Annotated in this window: 16 protein-coding genes, 3 pseudogenes and 1 riboswitch; of the genes and pseudogenes, 7 read left to right on the forward strand and 12 right to left on the reverse strand. The window is 72.9% G+C overall.

Going from position 1 to position 15190, the window contains the following annotated elements; all coding sequences use genetic code 11:
- The first annotated feature begins 96 nt into the window (after positions 1-96).
- The 4 genes from ACZZ0J_RS06585 to ACZZ0J_RS06600 all read left to right on the forward strand — a co-directional run bounded on the left by ACZZ0J_RS06585 (position 97) and on the right by ACZZ0J_RS06600 (position 2608).
- Entirely contained in the window at positions 97-816 is a 720-nt protein-coding gene (locus ACZZ0J_RS06585) for a carbohydrate ABC transporter permease (RefSeq protein ID WP_463435811.1), read from the forward strand.
- A complete protein-coding gene (locus ACZZ0J_RS06590) occupies positions 813-1727 on the forward strand; it encodes a carbohydrate ABC transporter permease (RefSeq protein ID WP_111084306.1) in 915 nt (304 codons plus the stop codon). The genes ACZZ0J_RS06585 and ACZZ0J_RS06590 overlap by 4 nt, the downstream gene beginning before the upstream one ends.
- Before the next feature lie 95 nt (positions 1728-1822).
- Positions 1823-2371, forward strand: coding sequence for a TetR family transcriptional regulator (locus ACZZ0J_RS06595; RefSeq protein ID WP_463435813.1), 549 nt, complete (start codon positions 1823-1825; stop codon positions 2369-2371).
- 66 nt (positions 2372-2437) lie between these two features.
- Complete coding sequence (locus ACZZ0J_RS06600) at positions 2438-2608, forward strand: hypothetical protein (RefSeq protein ID WP_159574085.1); 171 nt, start codon at positions 2438-2440, stop codon at positions 2606-2608.
- A gap of 81 nt (positions 2609-2689) precedes the next feature.
- Here the strand turns inward: ACZZ0J_RS06600 and ribH are convergent, their stop codons facing one another.
- The 10 genes and pseudogenes from ribH to ACZZ0J_RS06650 form a co-directional block, all read right to left on the reverse strand.
- Complete coding sequence (ribH, locus tag ACZZ0J_RS06605; RefSeq protein WP_123338824.1) at positions 2690-3169, reverse strand: 6,7-dimethyl-8-ribityllumazine synthase; 480 nt, start codon at positions 3167-3169, stop codon at positions 2690-2692.
- A complete protein-coding gene (ribB, locus tag ACZZ0J_RS06610) occupies positions 3166-3846 on the reverse strand; it encodes a 3,4-dihydroxy-2-butanone-4-phosphate synthase (RefSeq protein ID WP_194646446.1) in 681 nt (226 codons plus the stop codon). The genes ribH and ribB overlap by 4 nt, the downstream gene beginning before the upstream one ends.
- Positions 3846-4499 (reverse strand): riboflavin synthase, encoded by a 654-nt coding sequence (locus ACZZ0J_RS06615; RefSeq protein WP_194646448.1) that lies wholly within the window; start codon positions 4497-4499, stop codon positions 3846-3848. Before ACZZ0J_RS06615 ends, ribB begins: the two co-directional genes overlap by 1 nt.
- A 90-nt stretch (positions 4500-4589) precedes the next feature.
- Positions 4590-4724, reverse strand: a riboswitch (FMN riboswitch).
- 167 nt (positions 4725-4891) lie between these two features.
- Positions 4892-5566: pseudogene (locus ACZZ0J_RS06620) on the reverse strand (bifunctional lysylphosphatidylglycerol flippase/synthetase MprF); the annotation flags it as partial.
- 25 nt (positions 5567-5591) lie between these two features.
- Positions 5592-6032 (reverse strand): annotated as a pseudogene (locus tag ACZZ0J_RS06625) (phosphatidylglycerol lysyltransferase domain-containing protein); the annotation flags it as partial.
- Between the two features lie 155 nt (positions 6033-6187).
- Positions 6188-7315, reverse strand: a complete 1128-nt coding sequence (locus ACZZ0J_RS06630; RefSeq protein ID WP_463435817.1) for a hypothetical protein — start codon at positions 7313-7315, stop codon at positions 6188-6190.
- A complete protein-coding gene (locus tag ACZZ0J_RS06635) occupies positions 7312-8652 on the reverse strand; it encodes an alpha/beta hydrolase (RefSeq protein WP_463435819.1) in 1341 nt (446 codons plus the stop codon). Before ACZZ0J_RS06635 ends, ACZZ0J_RS06630 begins: the two co-directional genes overlap by 4 nt.
- A gap of 15 nt (positions 8653-8667) precedes the next feature.
- A complete protein-coding gene (locus tag ACZZ0J_RS06640) occupies positions 8668-10344 on the reverse strand; it encodes a hypothetical protein (protein ID WP_463435821.1) in 1677 nt (558 codons plus the stop codon).
- Between the two features lie 86 nt (positions 10345-10430).
- A complete protein-coding gene (locus ACZZ0J_RS06645; RefSeq protein ID WP_463435823.1) occupies positions 10431-10778 on the reverse strand; it encodes a hypothetical protein in 348 nt (115 codons plus the stop codon).
- Positions 10775-11290, reverse strand: a complete 516-nt coding sequence (locus ACZZ0J_RS06650; RefSeq protein WP_463435825.1) for a hypothetical protein — start codon at positions 11288-11290, stop codon at positions 10775-10777. The genes ACZZ0J_RS06645 and ACZZ0J_RS06650 overlap by 4 nt, the downstream gene beginning before the upstream one ends.
- A 550-nt stretch (positions 11291-11840) precedes the next feature.
- Between ACZZ0J_RS06650 and ACZZ0J_RS06655 the strand changes: the two genes are divergently transcribed.
- Entirely contained in the window at positions 11841-12272 is a 432-nt protein-coding gene (locus ACZZ0J_RS06655) for a GNAT family N-acetyltransferase (protein WP_111084314.1), read from the forward strand.
- A gap of 40 nt (positions 12273-12312) precedes the next feature.
- On the opposite strand, the gene ACZZ0J_RS06660 is transcribed toward ACZZ0J_RS06655, so the two are convergent.
- Both ACZZ0J_RS06660 and ACZZ0J_RS06665 read right to left on the reverse strand, forming a co-directional pair.
- On the reverse strand, positions 12313-12840 hold the full coding sequence (locus ACZZ0J_RS06660; RefSeq protein WP_123292064.1) for an Lrp/AsnC family transcriptional regulator: 528 nt from the start codon (positions 12838-12840) through the stop codon (positions 12313-12315).
- 9 nt (positions 12841-12849) lie between these two features.
- The gene (locus ACZZ0J_RS06665; RefSeq protein WP_194646457.1) at positions 12850-13416 is read right to left on the reverse strand and encodes a TetR/AcrR family transcriptional regulator; all 567 of its coding nucleotides are present in this window, start codon (positions 13414-13416) and stop codon (positions 12850-12852) included.
- Positions 13417-13667: 251 nt separating this feature from the next.
- On the opposite strand from ACZZ0J_RS06665, the pseudogene ACZZ0J_RS06670 reads away from it, so the two are divergent.
- Positions 13668-14336 (forward strand): annotated as a pseudogene (locus ACZZ0J_RS06670) (MFS transporter); the annotation flags it as partial.
- A 238-nt stretch (positions 14337-14574) separates the two neighbouring features.
- Complete coding sequence (locus tag ACZZ0J_RS06675) at positions 14575-15129, forward strand: MFS transporter (RefSeq protein ID WP_463438149.1); 555 nt, start codon at positions 14575-14577, stop codon at positions 15127-15129.
- Positions 15130-15190 lie beyond the last annotated feature (61 nt).

Genomic DNA, 15190 nt, shown 5'->3' on the forward strand with positions numbered 1-15190 from the left:
CGGCTCCCCGCGTTCGTCGGTCTGGCCCAGTACCAGTACCTGCTCGGCGACCCGCGGTTCTGGAACGCCGTCGGCAACACGTTCCTCATCTGGGTCATGTCGACGATCCCGATGCTGTTCCTCGCACTCGTGCTCGCGTTCCTGCTGCACGGCAACATCCGGGCGAAGGGCTTCTACCGCGTCGCGTTCTTCGTGCCGAACGTCACGAGCATGGTCGCGATGGCGATCGTGTTCGGCTCGGTGTTCTCCGACGGCTTCGGCCTGGTGAACGCGGCACTGCGCGCGCTCGGCGCGGACCCGGTCGGGTGGCTGTCGTCGTACTGGGGCATCAAGGTCACCATCTCGGTGATGGTGATCTGGCGATGGACGGGCTACAACGCGATCATCTACCTGGCCGGACTGCAGTCCATCTCGACCGAGTTGTACGACGCCGCGAAGGTGGACGGCGCGAACGCGTGGCAGATCTTCTCGCGCATCACCGTGCCGCTGCTGCGCCCGGTGATCCTGTTCACCCTGATCACGTCGACGATCGGTGGGCTCGGGCTCTTCACGGAGCCGCAGATCCTGTTCAACGGACAAGCGGTGGGCGGCCCCGACGAGGCCGGCATGACGATCGTGCTCTACCAGTACGAGCAGGCGTTCAACCAGTTCGACTTCGGGTACGGCTCGGCGATCGCCTGGGTGCTGTTCCTGTTCTCCGTGGTGTTCGCGATCATCAACTGGCGTCTGCTCAGTGAACGCGACGGCTTGAAGACCCCACGACGACTCCGCGTGGCCCGCACGGTCCGCACCAGCACGAAGGGGGTCGACGCATGACCGCGACACCGACCACGACGACGACCAACACCGCCGCAGCACTCGGGCGACCGGGCGCCGCGGGCAACGACCGTGGCCGCGGGTTCCGCCGCGGCTGGCTCGGGACCGCCGTCACGCACCTCTGCCTGATCGTCGGGGTGCTGCTGTCGATCTTCCCGTTCTGGTGGCTCCTCGTGATGTCGACGTCGACGAACGCCGAGATCTTCGGCTACCCGCCGTCGCTCTGGTTCGGGGACAACGCCCTCGCGAACGTGGCATCCGTCTTCAGCAACGTGGACATGCTGCGGGCACTCCTGAACACCGTGCTCGTGGCCGGCAGCACCGCCGTCCTGGTCATGCTGTTCGACTCGCTCGCCGCGTTCGCCTTCGCGAAGTACGAGTTCCCGTTCAAGCGCACACTGTTCACCGTCATGCTCGCCACGTTCCTGGTGCCGGGCAGCCTGTCGCTGGTGCCGAGCTTCGTGCTCATGGCGAACCTCGGGTGGATCGGTGGTCTGCAGGCGCTCATCATCCCGGGGGCGGCGAACGCGTTCGGTATCTTCCTGCTCCGGCAGTTCGCCACCTCGTCGATCCCGAACGAGGTGATCGACTCGGCCCGGGTGGACGGAGCGGGGTTCTTCCGCACCTGGTGGTCGGTGGCGGTCCCGATGCTCCGCGGCGGGCTCGCGTTCCTCGGCATCTTCACCTTCATCACCGCCTGGAACGACTACGTCTGGCCGCTCATCGTCCTCATCGACCCGAAGGGACAGACCCTGCAGGTGGCCCTGGCCGGACTGAGCTCGGTGAACGCGACGGACCTCGGGGCGGTGATGGCCGGCGCCGTGATCAGCGTGTTCCCGCTCATCGGCGTGTTCATCATCGGCTCGCGCCACTTCATCGCCAACATCGCCGCAGGAGCGTTGAAGGGCTGACGGGCCGAGCGCCCCGACCGGCCGGGTGCAGGCGTCACGGGACGGCCCGCGACGCCTGCACCTGCTCGTGCACAACTCCTCCTAGACTCGTGCCCATGGCCAGTGCCCGCGACCGCGTCCTCGACAGCTTCGTCGCCATCGTGTGCGAAGACGGCGAACGTCCCGCGACGCTCGACGCCGTCGCCGCCCGCGCCGGTGTCTCCAAGGGCGGGCTGCTGTACCACTTCGGCTCCAAGGCGGCCCTGGTCGAGGGGCTGTGCGAGCGACTCTCCGACCTGTCCGCGATCGACGTCGAGCGCATGGCCGAGGCCGAGGACGGTGCCGCCCGCTACTTCGTCCGCAACTGCCTGTTCGTCGGCAGCGAGCTCGACCTCGCGCTCCTCGCCGCGAGCCGCCTGCAGCAGGCCGGCTACGAAGAAGCGGGCCGGACCCTCGACGACACCGAGAACGCGTGGCTCGTGACCCTCGTCGACGCGCTGCACGACGAGCCCACCGCTCAGGCGGTCAAGCTCCTCGGCGACGGCCTGTACCACCAGGCCTCCCTCGGTGCCGCGAGCGACGGTCGGCCGAAGCGCAGCACCGTCGACATGGAGGCGCTCCTCGCCGTCGTGGACCGGCTGATCGCGACGAAGCCCGGCGTGTGAACGACCATCCCCGTTCCTGGGGATAGACTTGGCGACGTTCCACTCGTCGACACCCGGAGGTATCCCGTGGGCCGCGTCATCGCCGCTGTTTTCTCGATCCTGCTGCTGCTGGTGTCGATGTACCTGTTCGGGTTCGCGTTCCAGGTCGACTCGGGCCAGGCGTTCATCTTCATGGGTGGCCTCATCCTGATGACCCTCTCCTTCTTCCTGCCGATCCACGTGTTCGGCAAGCGGTAACAACTCCGCCACGCAGAACGGCCCCGCACCTCTCGAGGTGCGGGGCCGTTCTGCGTGCGAGCGCCGTGTGAACCAGCCGCGCTACGCGAGCACGCGCAACGAGCGCAGCATCACCGCGGTCGCGACCGCGGCGTGCACGGCCTCGGCGCCCTTGTCCTCCTTCGAGCCGGGCAGCCCGGCCCGGTCGATGCCCTGCTGCTCGTCGTCCAGGGTGAGCACGCCGAACCCGACGGGCTTGCCGGTGTCGATCGCCACGCGGGTGAGCCCACTCGTGGCGGCGTCGGACACGTACTCGAAGTGCGGGGTGCCGCCGCGGATGATCACGCCGAGCGCGACCGCGGCGTCGAACCCGGCCTCGAGGGCGGTCTTCGCGACGACGGGCAGCTCGAAGCTCCCCGGGACCGGGAACACCGACGCGGTGGCGCCGAGCCGTTCGACCTCGCGCTGCGCCCCGGCGAGGAGGCCCGCCGCGATCGTGTCGTGCCACTGCCCGGCGACGATGGCCACCCGGATCCCGGTGCCGTCGACGTGGTCGCGGTCCGCCGCGCCTGCTCCGCTCATCGTGCTGTTCCTTCCGTGGACAGGGCAGCTGCTGCCGCCGTCCGGTCTGCCGCGTCCAGCCACTCGACGAGCGCGGCGATGGTGATGACGGGCACGCCCTCGCGCGCCCCGAGTGCGACGAGCGCCGGCAGCCGCATCATGCTGCCGTCCTCGTCGACGATCTCGCAGATCGCCGCGGCGGGCCGGAGCCCGGCTGCGGTGACGAGCTCGATCGCGGCTTCGGTGTGTCCCGCACGCTCGCGGACACCGCCCGGTCGTGCCCGCAGGGGGACGACGTGGCCGGGACGGTGCAGGTCGTCGCGCACGGAGGTCGGATCGGCGAGGACCCGCAGCGTGCGCGCTCGGTCGTGGGCGCTGATGCCCGTGGTGACCCCGACGGCTGCGTCGACGGTGACGGTGTACGCGGTGCCGCGGACGTCCTCGTTGTGCTGGACCATCGGCGGCAGGTCGAGGGCGTCGGCGATCTCGGCGCTCACGGGCGCGCAGATGAACCCCGACGAGTGCGCCACGGTCCAGGCGATCCACTCCGGCGTCGCGAGCTCGGCGGACAGGATGACGTCGCCCTCGTTCTCGCGGTCCTCGTCGTCGACGACGATCACCGGGCGGCCGGCCGCGACCGACGCGAGCGCGGCCTCGATGCTCGACGAGCCGAGGGTCTGCGGGACCGCGGCGACCATCACCGGGCCTCCGATCCGACGGTCTCGAGCGAGCCGACGGCGGCGTCGAGCCGCAGCATCCGGCGCACGTGCCGCGCGAGCACGTCGGTCTCGACGTTCACCCGGTCGCCCGGCACGCGCAGGCCGAGGGTCGTGGCCTCGAGCGTCTCCGGGATCAGGCTGACCTCGAACCAGGCGGCGTCCGGCGCGGTGTCCTCGGACGAGACGGCGCTGACGGTGAGCGAGACGCCGTCGAGCGCGATCGACCCCTTGTCGACGACGAGCGGGCTGAGCGCCGGCGCGAGCGAGAACCGCACCCGGCGCCAGCCGTCGCCGTCCGCGGTCTCGAGCACGGTGGCGGTGCCGTCGATGTGGCCCTGCACGATGTGGCCGCCGAGGCGGTCGCCGACCGACGCGGCGCGCTCGAGGTTCAGGCGGTCGCCCACCCGCAACGCTCCGTGCGCGCTCATGTCGAGCGTCTGCTTCATGACGAAGGCGGTGAAGGAGTCGGGAGTCTGCTCGACGACGGTCAGGCAGACGCCGCTGGTGGCGATGGAGTCGCCGTGGCTGGCGTCCGCGACCACGATCGGCCCGCGGACGGTGAGCGCGACGGAGTCGCCGTGCTGCTCGACGGCGGTGACGGTGCCGAGTTCCTCGATGATGCCGGTGAACACTGGTGTCCTCTCAACGGGACTCCGGGGGTGTTCGACGATCGTCGGCATCGACGGACGGGTCGTCCCACGCAGGGTGGGTCGTCTCGTCCGCCAGCGCGCCTCCCATCCGGACTCTCACCGTCGGTCCCGGAGTTTCACCGAGTCAACCTCTGCCGGGTTCGCACCCGTCATCAGTTCGTGGACTGTCACCACCGGTTCGGAATTACACCGACCCCGGAGCGCTTGCGTAGTCGGAACGATACCCCAGACCGGTGACGGACGCGTCGGGCCGGCGCGGGGCACGTAACGGGGCGACGCGGCGCACGACCGGGAGGCCCGTGGCGGGCTCGCACCGCGCCTCCCGTCCGCCGCCCGGTCGCGTCCACCGCACCGGCCCCGTCGACGGTGCCGGGTCAGCCGCGTCCGCGCGCGAGCGCGACCGCCTGCCGCAGCGACAGGTCCGGCAGGTACGCGCGCACGACCGCGAGGCCGATCGACGGCAGCGCCACCGGGTCCGGGTAGGCGAGGACGAGCGGGTGCAGCTCCGGGCCGAACTTCTGCTTGAACCGGAGCAGCGAGCGGAACCCGTAGACCGGTTCGAGGACGCCCCCGACGAGGTCCAGCAGGCTCTGCACGCCATCGCTCGGCGCAGCGTTCTCACCCGCCTGTGCGAGCGGCGCCGCCGACAGGCTGAGCCGCTCGACACCGTCCTCGCGCATCCGCTCCGCGGCGCTGGCGACGAGGAACTCCATCACGCCGTTCGGGGCGGCACCGGTCCGGCGCATGACGTCGAGCGTCCACCCGACGACGCGGCCCGCGCGGTGGCTGGGGAGCCAGCTGGTGACGGCGAGCACCGTGCCCGCGGCGTCCTGCGCGACGAGGACGCGGACCGCCGGGTCGCGCATCTCGTCGACGCCGCCGAGCGTGAAGCCCATCTCCGGCAGGTCCCGCTCGGACACCCACTCCTCGGAGATCGCCTCGATCTGCCGCGTGGTCGAGCCCGGCAGCTCCTGCCAGGACGACCAGGTGGCCGTCGTGCCGTCGCGCTTCGCCTTGTTCACCGCCGTCCGGACGTCCTGCTTGCGCTTGCCGCTCGTCGTCCAGACCCTCCGGGTCGAGGTCCGCGTCCTCGGCGACCGGCAGCGTGCTCCACCCCTGGGCGGTGAGGGTGTCGGCGGTGTCCGTGCCGATGCCGTAGAAGACGGCCGTCCAGCCGACGTCGTCGCACCACCGCGCGAACGCCGTCATGGCGTCGGCGCGGGCGTCCGGCCAGCCGAACGGACCGCCGACCGTCACCGCGACCCGGCCGTTCCGGCGGAAGGCGACACCGGCACGGCCGTCCGCGGCGAACCAGTACGCGTTGCCCTGCCAGGTCGTCATCCACCCGAACGCGTCACCGCCGCCGGCCTCGAGGAGCGCCCTGGCGCGTTCACGGTCGCCGTGGGTCCGGTCACCGTCCGCCTCGGGCTCGACCGCCCCCGTCGGCCGGACGGCTGCGAAGGCGATGACGAACCAGAGCAGCGGACCGGCCAGACCGATCACGACGCGGAGCATCGGGTGCAGCGACGGGAGCCGGTCCCAGAACGTCACCGGCGCGATCGGACCGAGCGCGGCCACGGCCAGGCGCAGGGGGTCCTCGACGTGCTGCGGCGACGAGGCGGCCGTGACCAGGACCGCGGTCACGACGACGCCCGCGGCGGCGAGCACCGTCACCGCGAAGGTGACGACCCGGCGGCGGGACGGCAACACGGTGAACGACCGTCGGAGCAGCACGAGCACCACGGCGGTCGCGAGCGGGACGACGATCGACGCGGCGATGGACACGTCGACGACGAACCGGTCCTCCGGCCCGCGCAGCTGCTCGATCCGTCCCGGCACCGCGCCGTACGTGACGGCCGCAGCGATCGCCGTGACGACGTCGACCACGACCACGAGCCACACGGCGAACCGGCTGCCCCGGAACAGGCCGAGGCCACCGACGACGAGCACGAGGAGCGGTGCGGCAGCGAGGACGAGGCTCCACGGGTCGGTCGCGCGGTACGCGAGCAGCGCGCGGAGGCACTCCCCGCGACCCCGTCGGCGCGGCACCCGTGCACCGGCGTGACCGGACCGGCGCCCACCACCGCTGCGATCGGCGCGAGGATGCCGACCCGTGCGCGCGAGACCAGCGCGATGACGGGGCCGACGGCGGACACCAGCACGACGGTGCCGAGCAGCACCCGGGTCTCGCGGTGGGAGCTCCGTACCCAGCCGCTGCGCTTCGGCGTCCGACGGAGCAGCTCGCCGAGCAGCCAGCCGGCACCGGCGGCCAGCACGGCGTAGAGGTCCGAGGCGTGTCCGGCGTACAGCAGCAGCGCAGCCACCACGGCGAGCGCGTTCACCCGGATCCGGCGTCGCCACAGGGGTCCGGCGAAGGCGCTCGCGGTGACGATCGTCCCGACGATCGCGGTCCACGGGTCGAAGCTCGTCGCACGACCGAGCAGCAAGGACCCGACGTCGCGCCCGTCGGAGTCGACGAAGGCGCTGAGCGCACCGATCCCGGTGCCGACCGTCGTCGTCACCACGAACGCGAGGACGGTCCGCCACGACCCCATCAGCCGTTCGGCCGCACCGACGAGGACCACCACCCCGGCCAGCGTGACGAGCAGGGCGACGACCCCGGTCGACACCGCGAACACCCGGAACGGGCCGTACGACACCGGTCCGCCGCCGTGCAGCACGCGGAGGACGACCGCGGCGGCCGAGGTGGCGAGCACGAGGACGACGATCGCGGTCGTCACCGGGTGGCGACGGACCGCCCGCAGTGGTCCGCGCCAGCCCCACCCGGTGCGGGTCACAGGGCGCCCGTCGTCGCGGGGAGCCCGAGGTGTGCGATGACCGTCGGCAGACCGTGTGCCAGGACGTACCGCACGGTGTTCCAGTCGTGCGCGGAGCCCGGTGACACCACGAGCGGCGCCTGCATCCCGACGCGTTCGGCGACCGCTCGGAGGGCATCGGTGGACGCCCGGTACGGAGCGTCGTCCTGGCCGAACCCGAAGACCGTCAGGTGGTCGCCGTACCGGCCGTGCGCGGTCATGATCGCGCTCGGCGACGCTGCGCGGTACGCGGCGGCCGACCCGCCGAAGCCCAGGGCGATCGTGTTCTGGACCGTGCCGTTCCGCGGTCCGGCCTCGCTCGAGATCGCCAGCGCGGACCCGAAGACGTCCGGGTGCGCGGTCGAGAACTGCATCGCGCACGTCGCCCCCTGGGAGAACCCGACGATCCCCCACGCGCTCGGCGCCGTCGCGACCGGCAGGTGCTCCCGGATCCACCGCACCGTGTCGGTCATCACGTACGTCGCGCTCCGGCCGAGGCGCCGGGAGTCGACGCACATCGGGTTGCGCTCAGGAGCACCGAGCTGGTCCGGGGAGACGACGATCGGGGCGAGACCGTGGTGGGCGTCGGCATAGCGCTCAAGGTACCGGCCGAGGTCACCGGTCTGGAACATGTCCGCCGGCTGCCCGGGCTGGCCGGAGAGCGCCACGAGGACGGGCAGTGTCGGCGGGTGGGCGACCCGGGCGGCCGGCGGCAGCCACACCACGGCCTTCCGGGCGCGGAAGTGCGACACCGTGCCGGGGATCCGGACGCTCAGGGTCTCGCCCTCGCGCGGCATGCGCGCCGGAGCCCGCCAGCGCGCGGCGTCGACCACCGCCCCGTCGTGCGCACCGTGCTGCTGGACGGTGAGGGACCGCGTCGCGTACGGGTTCGTCGCGACCGCCTGCTCGAGGTCCTTGTAGAAGCCGAAGTCCACGTTCACCCCGAGACCGGCCGACAGCGCGACCGCGGCGGCCGCACCGACGGCGACCACCCGCAGCGTCCAGCCGCCCTGCACGAGGACGACGAGCAGCAGGGCGACCGCGGCGAACGCGAAGGCGATCCACATCCGGGTGACCGGGGTGAACGCGACGCCGAACAGGTCCTGGACGTCGCCCGTCCACCAGACCGCGACGAGCCCGGCTCCGGCGCCGACGAGCAACGCCGCGAGCCGGGTGAGCACGGCCCGGACGGGGTGCGCACGGGTGCGTCGGAGCACGGGGGCCGTGACGACCCAGGCGGTGAGCAGCACCGCGAGGACGTCCACGGGGACGAGGACGTCGCGGCTGGTGACGGAGAGGCGCAGCAGGTCGTGGAACACGGTCTCATCGTGGCGTCACCCCGCTGCTGGCCAGCCGTCGAGGCGCTTCGGCTGCGCACAGGTTCGCCACCGTCCGGTCACAGCGGCCTGGCGGGATCCTCCCAGCCGCGGGCAGGGGGACGAGGGGCACCGCAGGTGCGGTGCCCCTCGAGCCCCGTTCGTGTCAGTGCCGCGTGCGCAGCACCAGGGTCCCCGCTCCGGCGAGGAGCAGCAGGAGCGCGAACCCGAGGGGACGACCGGCGAGGTCGCTCCCGTGTACGCGAGCTCGGTCGCACCGTCGCCACTGGCGACCGTGTCCGCCACGGTCTGCGCGACGGCCGGGATCCCGCTGGTCGCGGCGACCGCGGTGGCCACCACACCCGTCGCGGAGGCCCGGGTCGGCCCGTCCGAGCCGGTGGCGCCGGCCGGGGTGGTCACGACGCCGGGCGTGGTGCCGTTCCCGGCATCCGTGCCGTCACCGGGGATCGTGCCCGGGTCGGTTCCGGGGTCCGTGCCGGGGTCGGTCCCGGGGTCCGTGCCAGGGTCGGTCCCGGGGTCCGTGCCGGGGTCCGTTCCCGGGTCCGTGCCGTCGCCGGGCGAGGTGCTGCCCGGGGTGGCGGCGGTGCCGTCACCGAGGACGCCGATGCCGTTCCCACCGATCGTGACCGGCAGGCTGATCACCGGGACCACCTGGGTGCCGGAGAGCAGACCGTCGTCGCCGGAGGTCGAGCCTCCGGTCGACGGGGTCGTGCTGCCCGGGGTGGTGCCGGTGCCCGGGGTGGTGGCGGTGCCGTCGCCGACGACGCCGATGCCGTTCCCACCGATCGTGATCGGGACCGCGACCACCGGGGACACCTGGGTGCCCGAGGCAGTCCCGTTCGACCCGTCCGTCGTGCCACCGGCAGCCGGAGCCGGACCGGCAGCCGTGCCGGTCCCCGCAGCGGGCGTCGTGCCCGCCGAGGTGCCGTCACCGAGCAGCCCGATGCCGTTGCCGCCGACCGTGACCGGAACGTCGACCAGTCCGCCGACCTGCGTGCCCGAGAGCAGCCCGTCGTCGCCGGACGTGCTCGGCCCGGCCGCTGCCGGAGCGGCCGGTGCCGGCGTCGTCGCCGGGCCGGACACGGCAGCGGCGCCGTCCCCGAGGACTGCGATGCCGTTGCCGGACACCGTCACCGGGACCGACACGACCGGGGCGACCTGGGTCCCCGAGACCGTGCCGTCCTCGCCCGAGGTGACCGGTGTGGGAGCGGCGGGAGCGGCCGGTTGCGCCGGGGCGGGTGCCGCCGGGGCCGGAGCAGCAGCCGGGGTCGACACCGCGTCGCCACCGACGGCGACGGCGTTGCCACCGACGGAGACCGGGGCGGTCACGGCCGGCGCCACCTGGGTGCCGGAGGCCGTGCCGTCAGCGCCCGAGGTCGTCGGCGCCGGGGCAGGAGCTGGAGCAGGAGCCGGAGCGGGCGCGGGCGCCGGAGCGGCCGCTGGGGCCGCAGGAGCCGCGGCGGGCGCGGTCACCGACGACACCGCGTCGCCGAGCACCCCGAGGGCGTTGCCGGTGAGGGACACCGGAGCGTCCACCGAGGGAACCACCTGGGTTCCGGACACGGCGCCGTCCGCCCCGGAGGTCGTGGCAGCGTTCGCCGCTGCCGCCCCTCCGAGCGTGAGGCCGCCGACGAAGAGGGCGAACCAGAGCCCTCTCGAGACGTACTTGTTCATGGTCGTACTCCCTGATCGAGATCGTTGGCCGACCGCGGTCGCGGTCGGTGTGTGCGTGCCTGCCGTGGCGGACAGGCGCACCGATCTCAGTCAGGGGCGACGTCGTGCTCGCCGACGAAGGATGCGGGGACCGCGTCGTCGGAGAGCGTGCCGCGAGACCCCGCGGCGAGGGAGACGATGTCGTCGGTCGAGCCGACGATGCCGACGGCTGCGGCGCCGCCGGGAGTCGAGGTGGCGCTGCCCCCGAGGACGCCCGCGCCGCCCGGGCCGTCGGACGGCGCGTGGCCGTCGCCCGGCTCGGGCACCAGCAGGGCGGTGCCGCCCAGGGTCGCGTCCTGCACGGCACCAGCGCGGGGGCCGGCGAGCGATCCGGTCACGAGGGTGGACGGCGCGGTCACGGCCGACCGGCGCTCGGCGTCCGGGGCAGACGTCACGCCCGCACCCGTCGACGTGGCCGCGGTCGTCGCCGGGGCGGCAGCCTGCGGCGGTCGCGCGGACGGGACAGCCGAGCCGGGCACGCCGGACGGGGTGGTGCCGACGACGACCGGAGGTGCGGGACGTCGATGACGGGATCCGTGCCTCCTGGCAGGACGCCACCGACCGACGGGACCACGCCCGCGACGACGTCGGGGACCTGTCCGACGATCGTGCCGACACCGCCGAGGGTGTCGTCGACCAGGCCGGTGACCGGAGCGGTGACCGTGCCGAGGGTGTCGTCACCGACGACGGGGCCGACCACCGGGGCGCTGCCGACCACGTGGTCGAGTGTGTCGACGACCGTGGTCACGGGTCGCGCGTCGGTGACCGTCTGCACGGTCCCGGTGACGGGACGCAGCACCGTCGCGACGGTGTCGGTGACGGGCCGGGAGGCGGTGCCCACGTGCTCGACGACGCCCTGCACCGGGTGCGTGGCCGGTTCGGCCGCAGGGGCGGTCGTGGCCGGCACCGCGGGAGCGGCGGGGTCGGAGCTGCGGGGGTCGGAGCTGCTGGGGCGGGGGCGACGGGAGCCGACGCGGTGCCGAGGCTGCCGGGGCCGGCTTCGGGGGTGCCGGTGCCGGCGCGGGTGCCGGTGCGGGTGCCGGTGCGGGTGCCGGTGCTGGCTTCGGAACTGACGCGACCGCCTTGCGGACGGGGTCCACGACGCCGCCGACGACCTGTCCGACACCGCCAGACACGTCGTGCACGGTCTCGCCGAGCCCGTCGACCACACCGCTGACGAGCCCGCGCTGCTGCGTCTGGGCGGGCGGAGTGGACGCTGCCTCGGCAGCCGAGGCCGGACGGGCCCCGAACGCCAGGGACAGCAGCACGAGGGCAGCGAGGGTCCCGACGCCCAGCAGGGCGATCCCGAGCACCGCGAGCCAGGGTGCGCGCGACGTCGTGTCCATGCGCTCACCTCCTGAACTCGGCTGCGCACGTAGAGTGGTTGACCGGCAATGTACGCCGGTCCGTTCCGGAACGCACCCCGTTCTGGAAGAAATTCTCAGGAAAGGCCGTCCGTGGTCTCGATCTTCTCCGCCCCGACCCGCAACCTGGACATCGTCACGCTGCACGAGATCCTCCGCCTGCGACAGGACGTCTTCGTCGTCGAGCAGGGGGCCGCCTACGGCGACATCGACGGGCGTGACCTCGAGCCCGGCACGGTGCAGTTCTGGGCGGGCCAGGGCTCGGTGGACGCCACGCTCCGGCTCCTGCGCGAACCCGACGGCACCGAACGCATCGGCCGGGTCGTCACGGCGGCGCACGCCCGCGGGCAGGGCCTGTCGGGGCAGCTGATCGAGGCCGCGATCGCCGAGTCCCGCTCCGCGAGCATCGCCCTCGGCGCCCAGTCGCACCTCGAGCAGTGGTACGCCCGCTTCGGGTTCGTGCGCTCCGGGGACGAGTACCTCGAGGACCGGATCCCGCACGTCCCGATGACCCGCCAGCGCTGACCGGACCGGCGCGTCAGGCGCGTCTGCGTGGGCGGCCGCGTCAGGCGCGCCAGCGGCGGAGCTCGTCGAACGAGCGGCCCTGCGTGGACCGGTCGGCGACGAGCCGCTCGAACACGATGTTCGTCTGGGTCGTCGCCACCGACGGGTCGCCGCTGAGCTCGTCGGCGACGAAGTCCCGCAGCTGCTCGGTCGACTCGCACGCGATGTGCACGAGGAAGTCCTTGTCGCCGGCCAGGAACGAGACGTCCTGCACGACGGGCACCCGGAGCAGTCGCTTCGCGAAGTCCCGGAGTTCGTGGCGGGCCGCGGCGTGAACCCGGACGGAGACCATCGCCTCGATCGAGAAGCCGAGTCGCGCGATGTCGACCTCGGCCCGGTAGCCGCGGATCACCCCGGCGTCCTCGAGGGCCCGGACCCGGGTCAGGCACGTCGACGGCGCGATGCCCACGGCTGCCGCGAGCCGGTTGTTCGGGATCCGGGCGTCGCCGGCCAGGGTCCAGAGGATGCGCTCGTCGACCTCGTCGAGGCGCGGGGCGGGGTCGGGACGGCGAGCTGGTCGGTCGGACACGGCTCGACGCTACCGCGACGGTGCGAGCAGGGCGCGGAGCGCGTCGTCGAGTGCCCCGGCCACGACGTCGTCGTCGGCCGACGCGAGCGGCTCCACCGCAGTGGACCGCCGGAGCATCGTCATCCCGAGCACCACCGACAGCGCGATCTCGGCCCGGACGAGCAGTTCCTCGGAGACCTCGCCGCCGACGGCCGTGGCGAGACGCTCCGCGTACCGGCGGAGGGTCTCTCGGCGGATGGCGTCGGCACCGTCGTCGCCGGAGGACCGGAGCAGCAGCATGAGCTGGAGGGAGTCGTCGTCGGTCGGCGCGCGCACCACGTGCGAGACCAGGCCGGCCAGCGCGCGCTCGAGGCCACGCTCGACGGGCTGCTCGACCCCGAGGTCCTGCACCACCCGGTCGAGGCAGGCGCGGAACAGCCCTTCCTTCGATCCGAAGTAGCGGTTGATCAGCGCGACGTTGACCCCGGCGTCGGCGGCGATGTCCCGCACCGTCGTCGCCTTGTACCCGTCGAACGCGAACCGGTGCCGCGCCGCCCGCACGAGCAGCAGTCGGGTGGCGGCGGCGTCCTTGCTCATGGTCGAAGCGTACCGGCCGGACCCGGGATGTAAGCAAGTGTTGACATCACGTGAGAACTGCGTACCCTCGTCAAGTCAGCAATTGTTTACATCACCCGAGACACGGAGCACGATGACCGACACCATGCAGAGCCCCCGCACGGGCGCACCCCACCACCGCCGGGCACCGGCCGGACAGCACGGCGATCATCGTCTACCTGTCCCTCGGCGGCCTGTCGTTCGCGGTCCTGCAGTCGCTCGTCGCGCCGGCGCTGTCGACCATCGGACAGGACCTCGGCGCCTCGACGAGCGCGACGAGCTGGGTGCTCACCGCCTACCTGCTCTCCGCGTCGGTGCTCACGCCGATCCTCGGCCGCCTCGGCGACATGATCGGCAAGCGCAAGGTCCTGATCGTCGTGCTGTCGATCCTGCTCGTCGGCGCCGTGCTCGCCGCGCTCGCACCGAACCTCGGCGTCCTCATCGTCGGCCGTGCGCTGCAGGGCGCTGCCGGCGCGGTGATGCCGCTGTCGATCGGCATCGTCCGCGACGAGCTGCCGAAGGAGAAGGTCAGCGTCACGATCGGTCTGCTCTCCGCGATCTTCGGCATCGGCGCCGGCGTCGGCATCGTCGCCGCCGGACCGATCGTCGAGCACCTGTCGTGGCACTGGCTGTTCTGGCTGCCCGCCGTGCTCGTCGTCATCGCGCTGCTCGGCGCGATCTTCGGCATGCCGGAGTCGCCGGTCCGCAAGCCCGGCCGCCTCGACATGGTCGGCACGTTCGTCCTCGCCGTCTCGCTCGTGTCGATCCTGCTGGCCGTCAGCGAGGGCGAGACCTGGGGCTGGGGTGACGGCAAGACCATCGGCCTGCTGGTCCTCGGCGCCGTGGCACTGGTCGCGTTCGTCCTGGTCGAGCTCCGTGTCGCCGAACCGCTCATCGACGTCCGTCTGTTCGCCGTCCGCGGCGTCTGGACCGCCCACGTCGTCGCGCTCGTCTTCGGGTTCGCGATGTTCGGCACCTTCGTGCTCGTGCCCACCCTGCTGCAGCTGCCGAGCGCACTGGGCTACGGCTTCGGCAAGGACGTCACCCAGGCCGGTCTCTTCCTGCTGCCGACCGTCCATGATGATCGTCGCCGGGCCGATCGCCGGCATCCTCGTGCGCAAGGTCGGTCCGAAGCCGCCCATGCTGCTCGGCGGGATCGCCATCGTCGCCGCGTTCCTGCTGCCCGCGATCGCGCACGGCGAGCTCTGGCAGGTCGTCGTCTCCGGCATCCTGACCGGCATCGGCATCGGCCTGGCCCTCGCAGCCTGCTCGAACGCCATCATCGAGAGCGTCCCCGCGAACCAGACCGGCGAGGCCATCAGCGCCAACACCGTCGTCCGCACGATCGGCTCGAGCGTCGGCACCGCGGTCATCGCGGCGCTCATCACCTCGCACAGCACCCCGCAGGGCCTGCCGACCGACGACGCCTTCACCATCGGCTTCTGGGCGTGCACCGGTGTCGCGGTCCTCGCCGTCCTCGCCGCCCTCGCGGCCCCGTCGATGCGCGCGCGCGCGCAGCGTGCCGGCCCGTGGCATCGACGACCTCGAGGAGATCGCCGAGTAGGGCCCTCGGCCCGACCACCCCGGGAGGCCCGTCCTGCGTCGTCGACGCGGGCGGGCCTCCCGGCGACGCGCCCACCGCCACCGGCGGCTCCGCAAGCTGGGAAGCGACCGAGCACGCCGCCACCGACGTGACGATCATCGGACCGGACGCGTCACAGCAGGTGGACGCGATCACCGCGTCCCGGACAGGAGA

The organism is Curtobacterium sp. AC272, from assembly GCF_979258155.1.

Coding starts and splice junctions, on each gene's coding strand:
- ACZZ0J_RS06590 (WP_111084306.1), top strand. CDS start 813: ATGACCGCGACACCGACCACGACGACGACCAACACCGCCGCAGCACTC.
- ribB (WP_194646446.1), bottom strand. CDS start 3,846: ATGGTCGCCGCGGTCCCGCAGACCCTCGGCTCGTCGAGCATCGAGGCC.
- ACZZ0J_RS06585 (WP_463435811.1), top strand. CDS start 97: ATGTCGACGATCCCGATGCTGTTCCTCGCACTCGTGCTCGCGTTCCTG.
- ACZZ0J_RS06595 (WP_463435813.1), top strand. CDS start 1,823: ATGGCCAGTGCCCGCGACCGCGTCCTCGACAGCTTCGTCGCCATCGTG.
- ACZZ0J_RS06665 (WP_194646457.1), bottom strand. CDS start 13,416: ATGAGCAAGGACGCCGCCGCCACCCGACTGCTGCTCGTGCGGGCGGCG.
- ACZZ0J_RS06675 (WP_463438149.1), top strand. CDS start 14,575: ATGCTGCTCGGCGGGATCGCCATCGTCGCCGCGTTCCTGCTGCCCGCG.
- ribH (WP_123338824.1), bottom strand. CDS start 3,169: ATGAGCGGAGCAGGCGCGGCGGACCGCGACCACGTCGACGGCACCGGG.
- ACZZ0J_RS06640 (WP_463435821.1), bottom strand. CDS start 10,344: ATGAACAAGTACGTCTCGAGAGGGCTCTGGTTCGCCCTCTTCGTCGGC.